Source organism: Sphingobacterium corticibacter (assembly GCF_003076635.1).
In the GTDB taxonomy this organism is placed as follows: domain Bacteria; phylum Bacteroidota; class Bacteroidia; order Sphingobacteriales; family Sphingobacteriaceae; genus Sphingobacterium; species Sphingobacterium corticibacter.
The window spans coordinates 1-19,436 of sequence record NZ_QDKG01000009.1 but is presented as its reverse complement, the minus strand read 5'-3'; the positions used below and the strand labels follow the sequence as shown (position 1 = coordinate 19,436).

Annotated in this window: 15 protein-coding genes and 1 tRNA gene; 7 read left to right on the top strand and 9 right to left on the bottom strand. The window is 42.0% G+C overall.

The features are described from left to right. Positions 1 to 26 precede the first annotated feature (26 nt). The 4 genes from DC487_RS16750 (at position 27) to DC487_RS16735 (ending at position 2,780) form a co-directional block, all read left to right on the top strand. Complete coding sequence (locus DC487_RS16750; RefSeq protein ID WP_133228677.1) at positions 27 to 611, top strand: hypothetical protein; 585 nt, start codon at positions 27 to 29, stop codon at positions 609 to 611. A gap of 12 nt (positions 612 to 623) precedes the next feature. After that, a complete protein-coding gene (locus tag DC487_RS16745) occupies positions 624 to 1,655 on the top strand; it encodes a Gfo/Idh/MocA family oxidoreductase (protein ID WP_239016415.1) in 1,032 nt (343 codons plus the stop codon). A gap of 108 nt (positions 1,656 to 1,763) precedes the next feature. Next, positions 1,764 to 2,645: a Ppx/GppA phosphatase family protein gene (locus tag DC487_RS16740; protein WP_116777128.1), complete on the top strand. Its 882-nt coding sequence runs from the start codon at positions 1,764 to 1,766 to the stop codon at positions 2,643 to 2,645. Positions 2,646 to 2,696: 51 nt separating this feature from the next. Beyond that, positions 2,697 to 2,780 (top strand) — tRNA-Leu (locus DC487_RS16735). A gap of 145 nt (positions 2,781 to 2,925) precedes the next feature. On the opposite strand, the gene DC487_RS16730 is transcribed toward DC487_RS16735, so the two are convergent. Both DC487_RS16730 and DC487_RS16725 read right to left on the bottom strand, forming a co-directional pair. Continuing rightward, on the bottom strand, positions 2,926 to 4,005 hold the full coding sequence (locus tag DC487_RS16730) for an agmatine deiminase family protein (protein WP_116777127.1): 1,080 nt from the start codon (positions 4,003 to 4,005) through the stop codon (positions 2,926 to 2,928). Positions 4,006 to 4,066: 61 nt separating this feature from the next. After that, positions 4,067 to 4,942: a carbon-nitrogen hydrolase gene (locus tag DC487_RS16725; protein ID WP_116777126.1), complete on the bottom strand. Its 876-nt coding sequence runs from the start codon at positions 4,940 to 4,942 to the stop codon at positions 4,067 to 4,069. 187 nt (positions 4,943 to 5,129) lie between these two features. Here DC487_RS16725 and DC487_RS16720 point away from each other — a divergent pair, with 187 nt between their 5' ends. Then, on the top strand, positions 5,130 to 5,720 hold the full coding sequence (locus DC487_RS16720) for a DUF3267 domain-containing protein (RefSeq protein ID WP_116777125.1): 591 nt from the start codon (positions 5,130 to 5,132) through the stop codon (positions 5,718 to 5,720). Positions 5,721 to 5,870: 150 nt separating this feature from the next. Continuing rightward, complete coding sequence (locus tag DC487_RS16715; RefSeq protein WP_239016414.1) at positions 5,871 to 6,536, top strand: sterol desaturase family protein; 666 nt, start codon at positions 5,871 to 5,873, stop codon at positions 6,534 to 6,536. A gap of 156 nt (positions 6,537 to 6,692) precedes the next feature. On the opposite strand, the gene aceA is transcribed toward DC487_RS16715, so the two are convergent. Together aceA and aceB are read right to left on the bottom strand one after the other, a co-directional pair. Further along, positions 6,693 to 7,973 carry an isocitrate lyase gene (gene aceA, locus DC487_RS16710; RefSeq protein ID WP_116777124.1) on the bottom strand — a complete coding sequence of 427 codons (1,281 nt, stop codon included), beginning with the start codon at positions 7,971 to 7,973 and terminating at the stop codon, positions 6,693 to 6,695. 69 nt (positions 7,974 to 8,042) lie between these two features. Then, the gene (gene aceB / locus DC487_RS16705) at positions 8,043 to 9,593 is read right to left on the bottom strand and encodes a malate synthase A (protein ID WP_207774458.1); all 1,551 of its coding nucleotides are present in this window, start codon (positions 9,591 to 9,593) and stop codon (positions 8,043 to 8,045) included. A 161-nt stretch (positions 9,594 to 9,754) separates the two neighbouring features. On the opposite strand from aceB, the gene DC487_RS16700 reads away from it, so the two are divergent. Further along, entirely contained in the window at positions 9,755 to 11,230 is a 1,476-nt protein-coding gene (locus DC487_RS16700; RefSeq protein WP_116777122.1) for a helix-turn-helix domain-containing protein, read from the top strand. Positions 11,231 to 11,284: 54 nt separating this feature from the next. On the opposite strand, the gene DC487_RS16695 is transcribed toward DC487_RS16700, so the two are convergent. The 5 genes from DC487_RS16695 to DC487_RS16675 all read right to left on the bottom strand — a co-directional run bounded on the left by DC487_RS16695 (position 11,285) and on the right by DC487_RS16675 (position 19,036). Next, positions 11,285 to 12,382, bottom strand: coding sequence for a metallophosphoesterase (locus DC487_RS16695; protein ID WP_165799121.1), 1,098 nt, complete (start codon positions 12,380 to 12,382; stop codon positions 11,285 to 11,287). 92 nt (positions 12,383 to 12,474) lie between these two features. Next, on the bottom strand, positions 12,475 to 12,927 hold the full coding sequence (locus tag DC487_RS16690; protein ID WP_116777120.1) for a DUF4843 domain-containing protein: 453 nt from the start codon (positions 12,925 to 12,927) through the stop codon (positions 12,475 to 12,477). Between the two features lie 13 nt (positions 12,928 to 12,940). Further along, on the bottom strand, positions 12,941 to 14,353 hold the full coding sequence (locus DC487_RS16685) for a RagB/SusD family nutrient uptake outer membrane protein (RefSeq protein WP_116777119.1): 1,413 nt from the start codon (positions 14,351 to 14,353) through the stop codon (positions 12,941 to 12,943). A gap of 17 nt (positions 14,354 to 14,370) precedes the next feature. Further along, complete coding sequence (locus DC487_RS16680) at positions 14,371 to 17,739, bottom strand: TonB-dependent receptor (RefSeq protein WP_116777118.1); 3,369 nt, start codon at positions 17,737 to 17,739, stop codon at positions 14,371 to 14,373. Positions 17,740 to 17,869: 130 nt separating this feature from the next. Beyond that, positions 17,870 to 19,036 carry a FecR family protein gene (locus DC487_RS16675; protein ID WP_116777117.1) on the bottom strand — a complete coding sequence of 389 codons (1,167 nt, stop codon included), beginning with the start codon at positions 19,034 to 19,036 and terminating at the stop codon, positions 17,870 to 17,872. Between the last annotated feature and the right edge of the window lie 400 nt (positions 19,037 to 19,436).

Sequence of the window (19,436 nt, the reverse complement as noted above, 5' to 3'; positions counted from 1 at the left end):
ATTTTTGTTATCAAAATCGAATCATAATGAAGATAAATACAATTTTAGCTGTTGGGGCATGTGCAGGCATCTTATTTACGACGTCTTGCCAACCTTCTATGAAAGAACAGCAATTGAAGTATACCCACACGACACAGGTTGATGGTGATGCTTATTTGGCACTTCAAACCATTGGAGCAAAAGTGCCTTACGAAACAGATTACGCAACCTATGTAGAGAACAATAGTTCTGTAGGCGAAAATCGCGCATTGGCAGCGAAAGTAAGAGCGACCTTGAGTGAGATGATTGTAGATTTAGATACATTGGCTACACGCTATAATGTAGATTTTCCGATTCGCGGTGGAAAACAATTCCACGCAGAGAATGAAAGTCATTCCGTTGCAGTAGCTGATTCGACTGTAGCTCATACTTCAGCGGCACACAGTGATGCTTCTGATGAGCACTACGCACATCATGTACAGCATGAAGTGGCTTTGATCAAAGATCACTTCACGCGTTTGAGTAGAAATACGAATAAAGATTTAAGAGATTACGCTGCTTCAAAATTGGACGCCCTAAGCACTTTGTATAAGGATGCCGGTGGAAAAGAAGAGGCGGGTGGTCACCACTAATTGATAGTTTATTTGAATAAGCAAGGCAAAATAACAACAGGTCTTTTGGCGTATGGAATGTCCGGTAAGGTGTTCCATGCGCCTTTTTTATGTGATAATGATTTGTTTGATCTCCACGCGGTGGTCGAGCGAACGCACAAAAATGCACATAAAGATTATCCCGGTATCATTAGTTATGATAGTGTTGACGAACTATTACTTGATCCGCTGATCGAGCTCGTGATTATCAATACACCAAACGATACGCATTTCGAATTCGCGAAGCGTGCCATAGAATATGGCAAACATGTATTGATAGAAAAGCCCTTTGCCCCAACATTAGAGGAAGCCAATGAGCTATTCGCTTTGGGCGAGAAATACCGTAAACAAGTATTTGCTTACCATAATAGGCGATTTGATTCGGACTTTCTATCGCTAAAGTACGTGTTGGATAAGAATTTTGTGGGACAGCCTATAGAATTACATCTCCGATTTGATCGTTACAAAACGGATATAGGACCAAAGGTTTTTAAGGAAACCAAACGACCAGCAGCAGGTGTACTTTACGATTTGGGTTCGCACTTATTGGATCAAGCCATTTCGCTGTTTGGAAAACCTAAATCAATGACGAAGATTGCGGGCGCTTATCGCGCCGGTTCAGAAGTCGATGATTATGGTACGATTATCCTCAGCTATGTAGATGGATTAAATGTTTTTATCACCACCAGCTTGTTGGTGGCCGATCCGCAAGCAGCATTTGTGCTGCATGGCACGCAGGGCTCTTTTGTGAAGCCGCGAACGGATGTGCAGGAGGCGCAGCTGCTGGCTGGCATTAAGCCACAAGATGCAATTTATGGATTGGAAGCAGCAGATGTAGACGGATTGCTAACGATTAATAAGGGTGATGGCGAATTAGAAAAGTTGATCGTGCCATCTGAAAAAGGACGTTATGAGCAGGTGTTTCAACACGTGTATGATAGTATTCGCCATGGCGCTCCATATTATGTAACTGCGGATCAGATTCGTTGGCAATTAGAGATTCTAGCGCCTGCAAAAAGAAAATAAGGTTAATTAATGATTTGTTAACAATTAAATAACCTTGATTCTGTAACATTGCGTCAAGCAAATTGCAGACTTCTGCCAGAGGTTGTATACTATTATTCTATTCATTTTATGAGATACGCTGCCATCGATATTGGATCTAACGCCGTGAGGCTTTTAATTGCCGATATCATTGTCAAAGATCAGGAGATCTCCTTCAATAAAAACACGTTGTTGCGCGTACCACTGCGACTTGGGGATGATGCATTTATTCAGCACTACATTTCCGAGCCGAAGTTTGAGAGCATGGTGAAGACAATGCGTTCTTTTAGAGATTTGATGGATGTTTACAAAGTGACGGATTATATGGCTTGTGCTACCTCGGCCATGCGCGATGCCGCCAATGGTGCAGATGTTGTCAAAGCCTGTAAAGAAGTTGGCGTAGATATCGATATTATCGATGGAAAAGTGGAAGCACTGATCATCTATAATAGTTATCTAGGAGCGAAGCTGGATAAAAATCGAGTGTACCTTTTCGTCGACGTGGGTGGTGGTAGTACCGAGATCTCTTTATTTGCTAACGGACATTTGATTGATTCAAAATCCTTTAATCTCGGCACGATTCGTATTCTCGATAATCAAGATAGATCAGAAACCTGGGAAGAGATGAAGCTATGGTTGCGCGAATTGACCAAATCGCATAAAGTGATCTACGGTATTGGTACAGGTGGTAATATCAATAAGTTGGCACGACTTTCCAGTGACAAGCCAGATCAGCCAATTTCTTACGCGAAATTGAAGGCGATGTACTTGTATTTGAGCTCTTATTCGCTAAAAGATCGTATCAATGTGTTGGGCTTGAAAAACGATCGTGCAGATGTGATTATTCCAGCAGCAGAGATCTTTCTAACTGTTATGAAGTTTGGTCGTTTGAAAAATATTGTCGCTCCACGGGTAGGCCTTGCAGATGGAATTATCCAAACGTTGATCGATAAGAACAAGGAAAAATTGTAAATTATTCCTGTTGCAAGTATCGGAAAAACCGCTATTTTTGTAACACTTCAAACCCGGGTGGCGAAATTGGTAGACGCGCCAGCTTGAGGGGCTGGTGCTGGCAACGGCGTGGCAGTTCGAATCTGCTCTCGGGTACTTCAAGTAGAAAATATAAACAACAGACTTTGAGCAATCAAGGTCTGTTGTTTTTTAGGAGTAATTAAACGGTCAGCATAGTGCTTCCAAAGTTAAAGGCTCACAAACTACAGTTTGTGAGCCTTTAACTTTATACGTATTAGCCTTAAATACTGGGTTCTTGCTGGCTCAAGCAATGAAAACTGCCCAATCCCCAGATCAAATCCACCGAATCAATGCCCACTACTTCGCGATCTGGAAAGTAACGGCTAATAATTTCTAACGCCTTAGCATCATTCTCATCTTGGAAAGTAGGTACTACCACGACTTTATTGCCAATATAGAAGTTAGCATACGATGCTGGAAGTCGTTGATCGTCGTAAATCACTGGTTTCGGCATCGGTAATTCCACAATATTTAACGGTCTGCCATCTGGCAAGCGCATCTCTTTTAGCGTTTTCAGATTTTCTTGTAGAATAGCGTAGTTTTCATCGCTCGGATTTTGCTCCACTACGGTAAGCACCGTATCCTCGTTTACAAAACGTGTGATATCGTCTATATGTCCGTCGGTATCATCTCCTACAATCCCATCGCCCAGCCACAATACTTGTTTTTGGCCATAAAACTCCAGCAAATAACGTTCGATTTGCTCTTTAGTCAGGTGCGGATTACGGTTTTCGTTCAACAGACAAGCAGTAGTTGTCAACACCGTGCCGGCGCCATTAAATTCCACAGAACCGCCTTCCATTACAATAGATGGCGTAAATAAACGATGACCAAAACGATTGGCAATTCTTGTCGGGATCACATCGTCTAAATCGTAAGGAGGATATTTTCCACCCCAAGCATTATATCCCCAATCCACAACGGCTTTTTCACCCGTTTCGCGATTGATGACGAATGCCGGACCATGATCACGACACCAAGCATCGTTGGTAGCATGGTAAAAGAACTCAATTTCTTCTGTTGCCACACCAGCAGCTTCTAAATGCTGCAAGGCGAATTCATGCATTTCTTCGTTTTCGACATTGATACGCACTTTTTGATGCGCAGATACTGCTTTGATGAACGCGCAGTATGGCGCATAAATCTTATCAATCTTGCCTGGCCAAGAAGCTTCCTTGTGCGGCCAGCTTAGCCATAGGGCATCTTGAGCTTCCCATTCTGCTGGGAATGTAAATCCTAAATCTTTCGGTGTCGTTAAAAAATCCTGTTGCCAGTTCAGGTCAGCACCTTGCTCTACCATGTTGATATCTATTGCTAGAAAGTACGTTGCACTTTCCGGTAAAAAAACGTATTAAAACTTCTTAGTCCTCGTCGATGAAGCGCTTTGTGATTTGACCGTATGAGTCGATACGGCGATCACGTAGAAATGGCCAATGTTTACGGAAGTAGTCTGTTTCCTGAAGGTTCACTTCTACTACTTCTACCTCTTCCTGATCGTGAGATGCCAAATAAAGTAAGCGACCTTGTGCATTGGTTACAAAGCTACCTCCCCAAAACTTCATCGCACCATCTTGCTCATAACCCACGCGATTCACGGAGATCACTGGTACGCCATTCGCCACGGCATGCGAACGTTGAATAGTCTGCCAAGCGTTGTACTGGTCTTTGTTGGTTTCTTCATCTTGATCCGTTGCCCAGCCAATAGCAGTTGGGTAGAACAGCATTTCTGCTCCCATCAATGCTGTGATGCGTGATGCTTCTGGATACCACTGATCCCAACAAATCAGAATTCCAATCTTACCAAATTTGGTTGGAAAGATTTTATAACCCAGATCTCCCGGTGTGAAATAGAATTTTTCGTAAAATGCCGGATCGTCAGGAATATGCATTTTGCGATATTTGCCCAAGTAAGATCCATCTGCGTCTAATACGGCTGTCGTATTATGATATAAACCTTGCGTGCGCTTCTCGAAAAGCGAAGCAATAATTACAACGCCCAATTCCGCAGCTACAGCAGATAATGCGTCGGTAGATGGCCCAGGAATAGCTTCTGCCAGGTCGAAATTATCGTAATCTTCGACGTCACAGAAATACAAGGACGTAAATAGTTCCTGAAGGCATACGATTTGCGCGCCTTTGGCTGCTGCTTCGCGTACTTTAGTGATTGCTTTATCTAAGTTCTCTTGCTTGTCGCGTACGCACGACATCTGGACGACGCCAACTTTTACTTTATTCATAGTTTCTTCTCTGCTTTTCCAGATGCAAAGATATCTATTTTATACGCGGTGTACGTGAGAAGTTGTTAAAATTATCGACAGAATTAATGACAATTCATTAGCGGAAGGCTACTGATCTGCTGTTCAGTAGCGCATAATTACGTATCTTGGTGCAGAATTTTTGCTGCGATCTTTACGATGCGGCTCTATGTCAAAATCATTCAGCGTGTTACCACATCACAAAGAAGAACACATAATTGATATACAAGCAGCCAGTCGGCTGGGTTGCTCTTTGATGATCCCAGTGCTACTAGGTTATTTTTTACCATACTTTTTACTTTGGAAAAAATCGCTTTCCGCAGCTTTTTTTATTAATGGTTATTTGGATGTGATGGCTTCTTGGCTTTATCCTATTGTTGCCCTATTGGTTGTAGTGCTAGGAATTGTGCTGCACGAGCTATTGCATGGTTTGCCATGGTCTTTTTTTGCAGAAAGAGGTTGGTCGTCTATTCGCTTTGGTATTCTTCGTCCACATTTTGTGCCTTATTGCCATTGTGAGGAACCATTGCGGCTTCGCCACTATATTATTGGTGCACTTACTCCCTTAGTCGTTTTAGGATTCGCACCTGTGATTTATGCTTGGTTTAGTGGTAATTGGTTTTTTCTCTTATTTGGCACTTTTTTTACTGTATCGGCCATTGGAGATGTGATGGTAGTGCATACGATGCGGAAATTAAAGGCGGACACGTTAATTCTAGATCATCCTTCTGAAGCAGGGTATTTTATCTATAAAAAATGATGTGCTGCTGTTTGTTGCAACATTTACTATTCACCTGACCATTGTAACTTTTTGGTCAAAAGTAGAGTGTTTTGTCACGATTATTGTGGTAAGGTGTGTACATTTGCTCCACACGGTATATTTTCAAGGTAGTTACTTTTCATCTTTCGTATGGCCAAAAAACATTATGTTTCGAACTCGGGTGAGTCAGTTCGCATGTTTGAGAACAATTTTCTGAACTCACTTACCAAGGTGCATTATGCGGTGCCTTTAATATTCTGGATTCCAGTCATTATTTTCTTCTTGTGGCGAGCATATGCTCAAGGCGAAATAGGAGGTGGAGCTACAGCATTGTATTTTGGATATGGATTAGCATTCTGGACCTTAGCGGAATACGTATTGCACCGTTGGGTATTTCACTACGAACCTCCAGGCAAATTAGGTAAGCGCATTCACTTTATCTTTCATGGTGTACATCACGATTATCCGCGAGATCGAATGCGATTGGTGATGCCATTATCGGCAAGTATACCAATGGCAGCTATTATTTATTTACTATTTAGCCTCTTCTTTTCTACATATTATTTAGCGGGATTTTTTGCTGGATTTCTTTTTGGCTACTTGATCTACGACGAATGCCATTATGCGATACATCATGCGAACTTTAAATCTGGCTTTCTGAAGAAAATCAAAGATCATCACATGCTACACCACTATTCAGATCCTGATAAAGGCTTTGGTGTCAGTTCGTATTTCTGGGATCGTATTTTTGGAACGATGATTCCGAAGAAGGGAAAGGCGAATAATTCTGCGGTAAGAGATCATCATGAAGCATAAATAAGTTACATTCGGTAATGCGAAATACATCAAGGCCCGGTCAACGCTAAAAGTTGATCGGGCCTTGATGCTATTAATGTGTACACGGCGTGTCTGCTATATCTGATGTCTTAATTTTTGTGAAGTGTACTAACCATTTTTGGATGAAATACTGACTTAGTGAAATTGCGCAGTCTCCGTCGAATCTTTCATCGCTACAGTAGTCGCCGCGCCATTGGTCACTACATTTTGTATCTCGTCGAAATAGCCTGTTCCAACGAATGATTGATGTTTAACGGCTCTGAAACCTTTTTTCTGTAGCGCAAACTCCCGTTCTTGCAGTTCGGAATAGCCTGCCATACCTCTTTCTTTATAGGCAGAAGCCAACTCAAACATGGCAGTGTTCAAAGCATGGAAGCCCGCTAATGTAATAAATTGGAATTTGTAGCCTAGTTTGGCTAATTCTTGCCTGAAATTTTTCATTTCATCGACAGAAAGTCTTGCTGCCCAATTGAAAGAAGGAGAACAGTTGTAGGCTAACATTTTGCCCGGAAACTTAGCGTGAATACCTTCCGCAAATTGTCTAGCCTGCTCCAGATCGGGATTAGAAGTTTCCATCCAGATGAGATCGGCATATGGTGCGTAAGACAATCCTCTGTCAATGCCTTGCGCTACGCCATTGTTTACATAATAAAATCCTTCTGACGTACGCTCGCCCGTAACGAATTTTTTGTCTCGTTCGTCCACGTCCGAAGTAAGCAAATCAGCTGCGTCAGCATCCGTTCTAGCGATAATCAACGTCGGTACGCCCAAGACATCGGAAGCCAAACGAGCAGCGATCAACTTGTTGATGGCTTCTTGTGTGGGAACCAATACCTTACCACCTAAGTGGCCACATTTTTTGGCAGAAGATAATTGATCTTCAAAATGTACGGCTGCAGCGCCCGCCTCAATCATTTGCTTCATGAGTTCGTAGGCGTTTAAGTTGCCTCCAAATCCAGCTTCTGCATCTGCAATGATCGGTACGAGATATTCTTTATCTCCACCACCATTCACCGACTGAATTTGATCTGCTCGCAATAGTGCATTGTTGATTTTTTTGACAACCGATGGTACAGAATTGGCTGGATAAAGGGATTGATCGGGATACATTTCGCCAGATAGATTGGCATCTGCGGCCACTTGCCAGCCTGATAAATAGATCGCTTCTAATCCTGCATCTACTTCTTGTACCGCTTGATTTCCGGTTAGTGCGCCCAATCCGGCTACGAAATCTTGATTGTTCAATTTGGTCCAGAAAGTTTTCGCCATTTCAGATGCGATGGTGAACTGCTGCGTATAAGATCCTCGCAGTCTTAATACATCTTCTGGCGTATAGGTTCTTGTAATACCATTCCAACGTGGATTGTTGTTCCAGTCATTTTCGATTGCCTGAATTTGCTCTTGTTTAGTTTTCATGATGCTATTTTTTAAGTTTTATTATTTGTTAGTGGTTTTTTCTCTTTACAACTACGATGATGTATAGTGCTAATTGCTTGTAATGAATGGGTAAGCTTTTAGCGTAAGAAATTCTTCAAAATTTTCGTCGAAAATGAGTTCGTTGAGTAGTTCTGTTGCCCGTGCGAATTGTCCATTTTTGAATCGGTCGGCGCCAACGTACTGCTCAATCTTGGTTAATTCTTCAGCTTCCCATGCTAATACGAGTTCTTGAGTTAGCGTACGATTATCCGCAAGCTTTGCTTTGTTTCTGAGCCATTGCCAGATCTGTGTTCTAGAAATTTCAGCGGTAGCGGCATCTTCCATAAGATGGTAGATGGCAGCTGCACCTACGCCCATGAGCCAACTTTCGATGTAAAGAATGCCGATATTGATGTTTTTTCGTACACCCTGTTCGGTGATATCTCCTTTGGGAATCTCTAATAGATCTCTTTCTTTAATCTGATAATCAAACTTTTTGTCGATCTGATTAGCAGCAGGCATGTGCTCGTCAAAGATGTCTTTGGCGACTGCGACCAGTGCTGGATGCGCTACCCAAGTGCCATCGTGCCCATTTTGCACTTCACGCTTTTTATCGTTGCTTACTTTCTCATAAGCTTGTTTATTTGCTTCTTCATCACCTTTGATAGGGATTTGAGCAGCCATTCCGCCAATCGCGTGCACGTTTCTTTTATGACATATCTCTATTACTCGCTTGGAGTATGCACTCATGAAAGGAGAGGTCATGGTTACTTGATCGCGATCAGGAACGATGAATTCTGGGAGATTTCGAAACTTTTTGATATATGAGAAAATATAATCCCAACGACCGCAATTCAATCCGGCACTATGTTCTCGTAATTCGTAAAGTATTTCGTCGATTTGGAATGAGGCCGTAATTGTTTCAATCAGTACGGTTGCTTTGATCGTGCCTTGCGGAATATTTAGATAGTTTTGCGCGAAGACAAATACCTCATTCCACCAGCGAGCTTCTTTATAGTGCTCCAATTTGGGAAGGTAGAAATAAGTGGCGCTTCCGTTTTTTAAAAGTTGCTTGATATTTCTGAAAAAATAGATTCCGAAATCAATCAATGATGCGGAGGCCGCTTCGCCGTTTATCTCAATGTGCTTCTCGGCAAGATGCAGTCCGCGAGGTCTTACAATTAATACAGCTGTTTTTTCGTTAAGTTGGTACGATTTTCCTTTTTCATTCGTAAAGTCAATCTTACGGTTGATAGCGTCAGAAAGGTTGATTTGACCTTCGATGCAATTGCTCCAAGTTGGAGCGTTACTGTCTTCGAAGTCGGCCATAAAAGTGGAAGCGCCAGAATTCAACGCATTGATGATCATCTTTCGATCCACAGGTCCTGTGATTTCTACTCTGCGATCTAATATATCGGGAGGAAGTGGTGTGCATACCCAATCATCTTGCCGAATCTTCTCGGTTTCCCTCAGAAAAGTAGGTAGATAGCCGGCATCAAAATCTTGTTGCTTTAGTTTGCGTGCTTCTAATAATTGTAGTCTTTGTTGATTGAAAAATTGATGTAATTCACTTAGAAAGTTTATTAACTCCGGAGTGAATACATCGTTAAACTCTTTCATGGGTTTTACTCTAAATTCATGATTACTTCGCATAACGTACTGATTTTATGGTTTAACAACACAAAAATAAACAAATATTTAAATTATTGAGCGAACGTTCGCTGTTTTTATAAAAAAAATTTCTTTGCGGATAAATCCTTGTAATTATTTACATTTGATAGATGACATCAGAGAGTGAGTATATCAAGACTATTTTCGGACTTAAATTGAAACAACAGCGCCAGAAAAAAAACTGGTCTTTGCAAGATCTAGCTGTAAAAACAGGGTTGTCGAAATCGTACTTGAACGAAATAGAAAATGGTAAGAAATACCCAAAGCATGAAAAGATAATTCTACTATCCAATTCACTAAATTGTACATTTGATGACCTTGTGTCCACAAAATTGGACAAAAGTCTGGCTCCATTTAATGAGATTTTGCAGTCTGATTTTTTTAAAGAAATCCCCTTAGAACTTTTCGGGATCAGCAAAAATGATCTCATCAGTATCATTAGTGATGCTCCCAAAAAAGTGACTGCTTTCATCAATGCACTGATAGAAATTGCGCAAAATTACAACCTCGGAAAAGAACGTTTCTACTTTGCGGTTTTGCGCTCTTTTCAAGAGTTGTACGATAATAATTTTCCGGATATTGAAGCGGAAGTGTTGCGCTTCGCGGATGAAAATCAGTTCGTGAGTGGTAAAAATATACAAATGGATATTTTAGAAAAGGTTCTAATAGAGCGATTTAATTATGCGATTGAATCAATCGATTTCGAACCTTATGGCGTTTTGGATAATCTAAGATCAATGTTTCTTCCTGAAAAAAAATTATTATTGCTCAATAACAAATTGGATAGCGATAAGAAGACTTTTATTCTTGCCAAGGAGATTGGGTTTAATGTGCTGGAATTAAAGCATCGGCCTACTACCTATTCTTGGTTGCACTTTGGGAATTTTGAAGAGATTTTAAATAATTTCTATGCTTCTTATTTTGCGGGAGCATTGCTTATTTCGAAGAGTGCTATTCGCGACAGCATCGCAAATTTCTTTTCACAAAATAGCTGGCGCCCTAAGAGCTTCGAAGGACTTATTGATAGTTTCACACATTCTCCAGAGACTTTTTATTATCGATCGACCAATGTATTATCTTCGGAATTGGGTATCAAAGATCTGTTTTATCTGTGTTTGGTGAAGAAGAAAAATTCGGACAAAATTCAGCTATTAAAAGAACTACATCTTAATCATCAGCAAGCGCCACATGCCAATGCCACGAACGAGCATTATTGTGGACGTTGGATTGCTGTGAAGAATCTAGCGCATCTCAAAGAAAACGAAACCTTGACCGACGCACAGATATCTCATTACAAAGATTTAGGCATAAGCTATCTGGTGATTTCTACCTCTCAAAAAAACCCATTTTCAGACGGCAGTAATAGGAGTTACTGTTTGGGTATTTTGCTTAATGCGCAGACCATTAAAAAGATTCGATTCATTAAATCCCCAAGTTTAAAGACGATTAATGTGGGTGTTACTTGCGAATCGTGTAGTATTGCAGATTGCGAGGTAAGACAGGCACCTGCAATTCGCTTGGAGAAAGAGCATTTTAATTCCAATATGAAAACGGCGATTGAAAAAATTCGAAAGGATCTATTGTAACAATTCTTCCAACAGTTCCTTTCGATACTTCCATTAAGTTTTCATAGATTGCCATTACAATGCTAGTCGATTACCATCGAGCAAACCTCGATATAGCTGACCTTCGTTATATAGCAACACTTCGCCTGTCTTGCCGTTTTTGATACTAGAATCGATCACGATTACTTTGCTGTCAAACAATGGTGTAATCTGTTTTTGTGAAGTGTGACCTATCACCATGCGATCGGCATTCCAGAATTGAAGTATTCGCGTTATATCAGCTTGGTTTATCGCTTCATCTTTGAAGTAGCCTCTATACCAGACAGGTCCATTCGAAGTGGCCAGCAAGTTCAGCGTTGGGTTTGCACGATAATCTGCCCGCGATTGCGTAAAGATGCTGTCTCGGAATAAGCGGTTGATTTTTGTAGGAGATAGGTTTTCCCGAATGATCTCTGGAGAAATGCCTGCATGTACGAACCAAGTATCGTTGATCTTGATCGTAATGGGCTGCTGTCTGATCCATTGCCCGAAAAACGATTGTCTTCCAAATTGTTCTTCGTAAGGTTTGTCTAGGATTTCAGCAGTGAGTTTGTATTGATCATGCACATAGCGCAAATCATTATCCAAAACCATCAGCTCGTGATTGCCTATTAAATAATGCACTTTTCCACCAGCAGATAGCGCTTGCTGTTGCAGTTTGTAGGTATGCCACAGCGCTTCTGTAACACCAGTGCCACGATCGAAGATGTCGCCATTGATCACCAAATGGCCTGATCCAAAGATCCAATTTCCTTCAGAATCGATTACCTGATGTTGCTCTAATAATGCAACAAATAGGGGGTATTGGCCATGAATATCGCTAATGGCCAACCAATTTGGCACATCCGAATATTCGTATGAGCGATCTGGTAAGTTGCTGTAAGCCTCATTTTCTTGTAAAGCTGCTAACAATGGCAAATCGAATGTGGCCACGAGTTGTGCGACATCTTTTCCAAAATCTGCCGATGCTGCGCTGGATATCTGCTGCAAAGCGCCGTCTTTTACCCAGCGAATAACCGTATCGTTGGCATTAAAGAAAATATGTGGTAGCTCTTGGATGCTGTCTTGTGCTAGCGTTAAACTTACTGCTGATGAGGAAGTCTTTGCATAGCTTACAGAGCTGGCTAATGCCATTATTAAAAGTAAATATTGCATCATGTCTTTCTAAAGCAAAAAGGTTTGATGAAGTCATTAGACTTCATCAAACCTTTGATTAAGGGAGTTATTTAATTACGAATACGAATACCTACGGTTTTGTAGTTTCCACTCGTTTTTACCTGATCGTTTGCTTGGAGCTCTACGACCAAAACAACATCCGTTTGTGGCGCTAGCGAAGGTACCACATAATTCAATGAACTAATTGCCGTATTAGCTGGAAATTGAATTTGTCCATCTTGGCTCAGTTCATAATGTTGGCCCTGTAATGCCGTGGTTTCACTCGCTACAACGGTGGCACGGATGGTTTGTGCGCTTTCAGACAAGCCTCCCAACAGATTCACTTGTAGCTTGTGCTCGCCTGGTCGAACGGTGATAATAGGGTAGGTCTTACCGACGGCGTTACTTACGACTACGGCATCTTGAAATTCGACCATAAAGTCCTTAAAGATGAGCTTATCTTCATAGTCTTTGAAACAAGAAGTCAAAAGAAGGCACATCGCGATGATTATACTATTTTTCATATGCTTAACTAGTTTAATATCCGAAATTTTGTTCCAGATTACTGTTGATTTCTACCTCGCGAACCGGAATTCTGCTCAGTATGCGTAGGTCTTCGAAAGCGATCGTTTCTGATTCCTTGACAATCGGTAATCCCAATCTTTTCAAATCGAAAAATCGATGTCCTTCAAAGGCAAATTCCAATCGGCGCTGTTGTAATATTTCTGCTTTCAATGCTTCTCCCTGTAGGCTTACCGCAGTTAGGTTGGCACGTGTCCGAATTTTGTTTAACTCTGTATTGGCCAAGGCTGTTTGATTGAGCGCTGCTAGCGCTTCTGCGCGGTTAAGCACGACTTCTGCATAGCGGATCACTGGAACATTGTCTAGATTAGGTACTCCGTTTTTACTGGCGAATTTGTTGATTTCAAAATAAGCACGGTTATTACCCAATCCACTTTGTATAAACGCGCGACGCGCATCAGTTGCACTAAATTGCGCCAGTAAGTCTTCGCTAATTACCACATTACCGTGTGATGCTGTCGCGGTAGAACCTACCGTCGTTCTGGTCATGTAGGTAGCACGTAAAGATTCGTTGCTGCCAATATTATCTGGCGTAGCAAATGGAATTTCGAAGAATGACTCTGGATGACGCTCGCTGCGCCAAGACGCTTCGAGTTGTGTCGCGTTTGGGAAAGTTGCTACGCCACTGTTCATTGCTTTTTCTGACTCTGTTAGCACGCGCTCGTAATCTCCATTGTACAAAGCGACACGTGAAAACAACGCTGCTACTGCACCTTTGGTTGCGAAGAATGGGCCTCTGCTGTTGTTAGATGCCGGAATCAATTCATAAGCTTCTTGAAGATCGCGATAGATATATGCGTAAGTTTCTTCAATGCTAGCACGAGAACTAAATTCGATCTCTTCGACGGCGATAGCACCACGTTGCATAATCGGAACACCACCACGATTTTGTGCAGCAACTATGGCTGTAGGATCGTAGGCGTACGCACGCATAAGATTGTGGTAATACAAAGCGCGGAGAAACAAATTCTGACCACGAATACCGTCTTTGTAAGCCTGATCGGTATCGAATTCATCTAACGCTGCTAAAATTAAGTTGATTTGGTTGATGCCGTAGTAAGATTGTTGCCAATTGCTCAGGTGTGATCCAATTTGATTGTTCCACTCCCGCACCAAGCGATTTCCTGCTAAGGTGTTTATGGTATTGTCTGCCAATACATCGGGTATGGCAATCAGATCGCGGCCATATAAACTTACTTCTCGCAATCGAGCATACACGGCGTTGGTAGCTGCCGTTATGGATTCTTGACTGGTTAATGCATCTGCGGCGTCAATAGATTGCCGAGGGTTCACTTCCAACATTTTTTCACATCCGCTAAATAGTAGGGTAGACCAAGCTATGGCGGTGATATATACTATTCTTTTCATTGTCGTTTCCTGTATTATTAAAATCCAACCTGTACTCCAAACGTGTACACTTTTGTTTGTGGGATAGTACCTTGTGTCGATGAAAACTCACCAAAACCAATCATCAGTTCTGGATCGTAACCCGTCCATTTGGTAAACGTCGCTAGGTTTTCTCCCTGTGCATAAACTTTCAAGTTTGTCATACCAAGACGTTTTGCGATGCCTGTCGGCAATTGATAGGATAACGTCACATTCTTTAAACGAATAAACGAAGCGTCTTCCAGAAATCGACTGCTGGTAGTTGCATGTGAAATACTGCCGACCTCGGTATTCGCATCGAATGGACGCGGTACGGTGGTTACTTGACCAGGCGTCGTCCAACGATTCAAGAAAATACGTTCCAAGGTATTGCGATTGTCTCCACCATTCAAGAACCAACGGCTGTGCATACCCGCATTGCTTAGTTCACGACCGTAGTCGTAGTGAAAGAATGCACTTGCAGAGAATCCTTTGTAGCTGAATGTATTGGTGAATCCGCCGAAGAAATCACTCATCTGGTTACCGAAAATTTTCAGATCGTTCGGACTGCTTGGCGTATACGTTACTTCGCCATTGGCATCATACCACATCGGACGGCCAGTAGCAGAGTTCACACCAGCATATTCCAACATCACATTGGTGCGCAAAGAATAACCTACGCGTACCGATTGATCGCCCGGCAGCACTTGGTCGTCGCCCAATAGTTGTAGGACGCGATTACGTAAAAAGGTGATGTTGAAGTTGGTTGTCCAAGTAAAATGACCCGCTTTTACATTCGTAGTGCGAATATCAAATTCAACACCTTCGTTTTTTACCCGGCCAATATTACTGGTTACATTGGAAAAACCACTCAAGTAAGGTAAAGGTCTATCTAATAGTAAATCGCTACTAACGCGTCTAAATACCTCAACAGAACCTGAAATACGATTATTGAAGAAACCGTAATCTAAACCGATGTTAGATGTTAAATTTCTCTCCCATTTAAGTTCTGTATTGGCCAATCCAGATGGGCGAAGTCCGGGCTCCTGATTATAATTTGAAGAGCTAGAGCTGCCATACAATGCTCTAGCATCGAAGTTGCCGATGGCATCGTTACCTGTCTCGCCATAACCGGCACGTATTTTCAATTGGTTGATCCAAGGTTGGTCATCCATAAAGGATTCTTCCGAGATATTCCAACCTGCTGAAATGGCTGGAAACCATCCAAAGTAATTGTTTGCCCCAAAACGGGATGAACCGTCATAACGTAACACACCGCTCAACAAATATTTCTTGTTGAAATCATAGTTTACTTGCGTAAATACGCCAGCACGCTTGAATCCTGTCCAGCTTCCAGAAGCGCTACCGATCACCGCCGCAGATTGTAATGTGCGGAATTGATGTGTGGTAAACCCGCTCGCCGAAATAGAATTCATCTCGCGATTGTCGTTGCGGTATTCAAAACCCAATAAGGCAGAGAGATTATGCTGATCGTTCCAGCTGGTATTGTATTGTAAGGTCTGATTGGTGATGAAGTTGCGGTTTTGACGAGCACCGACAGTCAATGAACCTTGTGCTGCAAATCCACTTCTGGTGCGCGGATCTACATAACGCTCATCATCAATTAACCGAAAATCTAATCCGTAAAAAGATTTGAAAGATAGGTTATCCAAAATCTTGTACGTCGCGCTCACATTGCTCACCAAAGATTTGGTACGACTTTGCAAGGTGCCCAATAAACTTTCCTGAATAGGATTTCTATTGGCCGATCCTGGGAAGCCTTCAATCGGCGCATTCATAGAACCATCCGGATTATAGATCGGAATGAAAGGCAACATGGTAGGTGCAGCATATTGCGGTGCGGCATATGCACCTGTAGAACCGTTACTTCCAGAAGTACCGTTCTGTACGATACTACTTAAGTTCGTGTTCAAATCAAAAGAAAGGCGCTTCGAAATTTCGTGTCTTAAGTTGATTTTCGCCGTAGCGCGTTCAAAATCAATCGCGACTACGTTACCATCTGTTTTGTTGTACGAAGCGGATACGAAAAATTGTGTTTTCTCATTACCACCGCTAGCCGAAATATCTGCATTGTTTGTTCTTCCCGTACGGAAAGCTGCTTCCTGCCAGTTGTAAGTTCCTAGCGCGGCAATATCTTCATCGGTCAAATCTGCTGGTAGGCCAACTGCGGTAAGCATATCTGCACGGTTACGCTCTAGCGTACGCGTAGGATATCTGTTGTTTCTGGCTTCGAATCGTGACGTAAAATATTGCTCTGTAGACATCATAGCCACCTCTGGCATCGGTGTTGTGATACCGTTGTAGTAATTGAGGCCAATTTTTGTCTTACCCGCTTTACCACGTTTTGTCGTAATCAAGACCACACCGTTGGCAGCTTGTGCACCATAAATAGATGCCGCAGCCCCATCTTTCAATACTTCGATGCTCTCCACATCATTATTATTCAAGAATGCCAATGGATTGCTAGCTGTTTGTCCAGAACTAGTCGACATATTTAGTTGTACACCATCAACAATGATCAACGGCTCATTTCCAGCGGTAATCGATCCCATACCACGGATATTGATGTTTACAGGACCGCCTGGTACACCATTGGCCGCCATCACATTTACACCAGATAATTGTCCTTGCATGGCGCGGTCAATACTTTGTACCGGTACATTTTCCAGTACGTCTGATTTGATGGAAGACATCGCGCCTGTAATAGATCGTTTTTCCTGTGTCATGTAACCAGTTATGACTACATCTTCCACTTCGTTGATCGCTGGTTCAAGTATGACGTCGATGGTGCGAGCTGTACCAACAACCACCGTTTTAGTGATATAGCCCATCATAGAAATGACGATGTTGTCGCCACGCTTTACCGAAAGGTTAAAAACGCCATCTGCGCCTGTGCCGACCGCTTGTGCGTTGCTGCGTACACTGGCACCAGCTACGGTAGCCGTACCATCGTCGGTGCGGATATAAACGGTACCGCGTAGCGGAAATGTTTCTTGCTGATTTGCACTAGCATTTGCTTTAGTAGCTATAGGAAGTGCTTTTTCTTTCAAAATAATGCTTTTCCCAGAAAGCTTGTAGGTGAGCGGCTGATTTTTTAGACATAAATCTAATACCTCGGCCAAGGGCATATTGAGTACCTCAATATTGATGGGGTTGGATTTCTCGAGCAATTCTTGCGTATAGATAAAACTATACGATGTTTGTTTGCGAATATCCGAGAATACATCTTTCAGCTTGGCGTCCTTTTTGCTTAAGGTAACGCGCTGAGCGAAGGTGTTTGTTGCATAGGTGCCGATCGCGCAGGTGAGCAGTAGGGCAACGATTAAATTTAAGCGCATAAGGATACCTTTGGCTTTTGATAATTTCATATATTTGATTAGGGTTAGAAAACTACGATTTTCACGATTAGATAGCTGTTGACCCTATATTTGACAGGGCATTGCTGCAACAATGTCCTGTTATATTCTCTAGGGTAACATATTTATTAGCACATAGTGTTTATGGCATGACAGTCACCCTCCTTCCTTCCACTTTAAAATGTACTTTTTCGGTCATTTCCAAGAGATCTAATAGTTCCTGCAGATTTTCGAAACGGGAGATTTCTCCGCCAAATTTTTCCGTTGGAATAGTACCTGCATAGGCAACCTCGATATCATACCATTTCGCAATCTTTTTCATGATATCTTGGATAGAGATTTCATCGAAGTAAAAATAACCTTCTTTCCAATCGGCAAAAGAGCGCGTATCTACTTCTTGTATCCTAATAACACCGGGTCCTGAAGAAGATACAATGGCTTGCTGTCCGGGACGCAACATACTTGTACTCCCTTGTGCGCTAATCTGCACGCTTCCTTCGATTAAAGTCGTTTGTGTTTGCGCATTTTCTTTGTACGCGTTGATGTTGAATTGTGTGCCAAGAACATGTACCTGATGTCCCGATAATTCTACCGTAAAAGGAGCTAATGTAGCTTGGTTGACAGACATTTTCTGCACATCAAAATAGCCTTCACCTTCTAATTTTACTTTTCTATCGGCCAAAAAGTTGAGCGGATAACTCAATTTGGATGCTGCATTCAGCCATATGGTCGAGCCATCAGGTAATTTTACGGTGTATTGTCCGCCTTTAGGCGTCGTAATCGTATGCCAACCTGAGCTATTGTTATCTGTGCCTGTATATTCATACACCGGACGTCCTTCGGAGTCCGCATACACGCGCATTGTACCAGAAGAATCATTCACCGTTGTTTTAAAATTGGATAAAGGCACGATGGTACCGTCTTCTAATGTCAATATGGCTTTATCTGTACCAGCGATAATGATATTTTTGACTTCTTCTGTCTTTTTGAAAAAGGGGAAAATAAGCAAAAAAGCCGCAGCGAGGCATGCTGCACTCAAAGCCGCAACTTTAAACCAGTTGCGGTTTGTTTTTTTGTTTTGCTGTTGAGGCGCAAGCCTGCCTAAAATCTGTGCGAGTTCGGTTTCCGTATCGTAAGCTTGCAATCTATCCAGAGCTTCTTTTTCCGACGCGCTGTCTTTGAGTTGCTGATATAAGGTAGCATTTTTTGAGGTCGACAACCAATTCGTGAGCTCCTGTTGTTCCTGTGCATTAAGCGCACCTGTTCGCTCTTTGTGGAGCAATTCAATAATTCGATACTTGGTAGTCATATATTCTATATACGGCTAGCCAATCAGAAAGTACCTCAGAAAAAAAGTTTTTTTGGATCACGTCCAAAAGTGGTAGAATGGAGAGATTTATAGCAGTGGATTCTTTTCTTTTTAATTTACTCGTTATTGCGGCTTATTGTTTTCCTAAAATAGATAAGTGGATCTAAAAAACCACGGATCGGAGAGACTATTAATTGCCTATTGATTGGCTATTGCTTCGATATTTATTGCCGTTTGATCTGGGCATAGATCGCCTATTGATTCACCATTGCTTTGTCCGGTCCTAAAATAACTATACACTAAAACAACGTGTATGGCATTAGAAAAAGAAAGAATTAATTCAGTTAGACCGAACAAGCACCTCCCTTTTAACAAGCGAGAGATTCAAGAAATAGTGCAG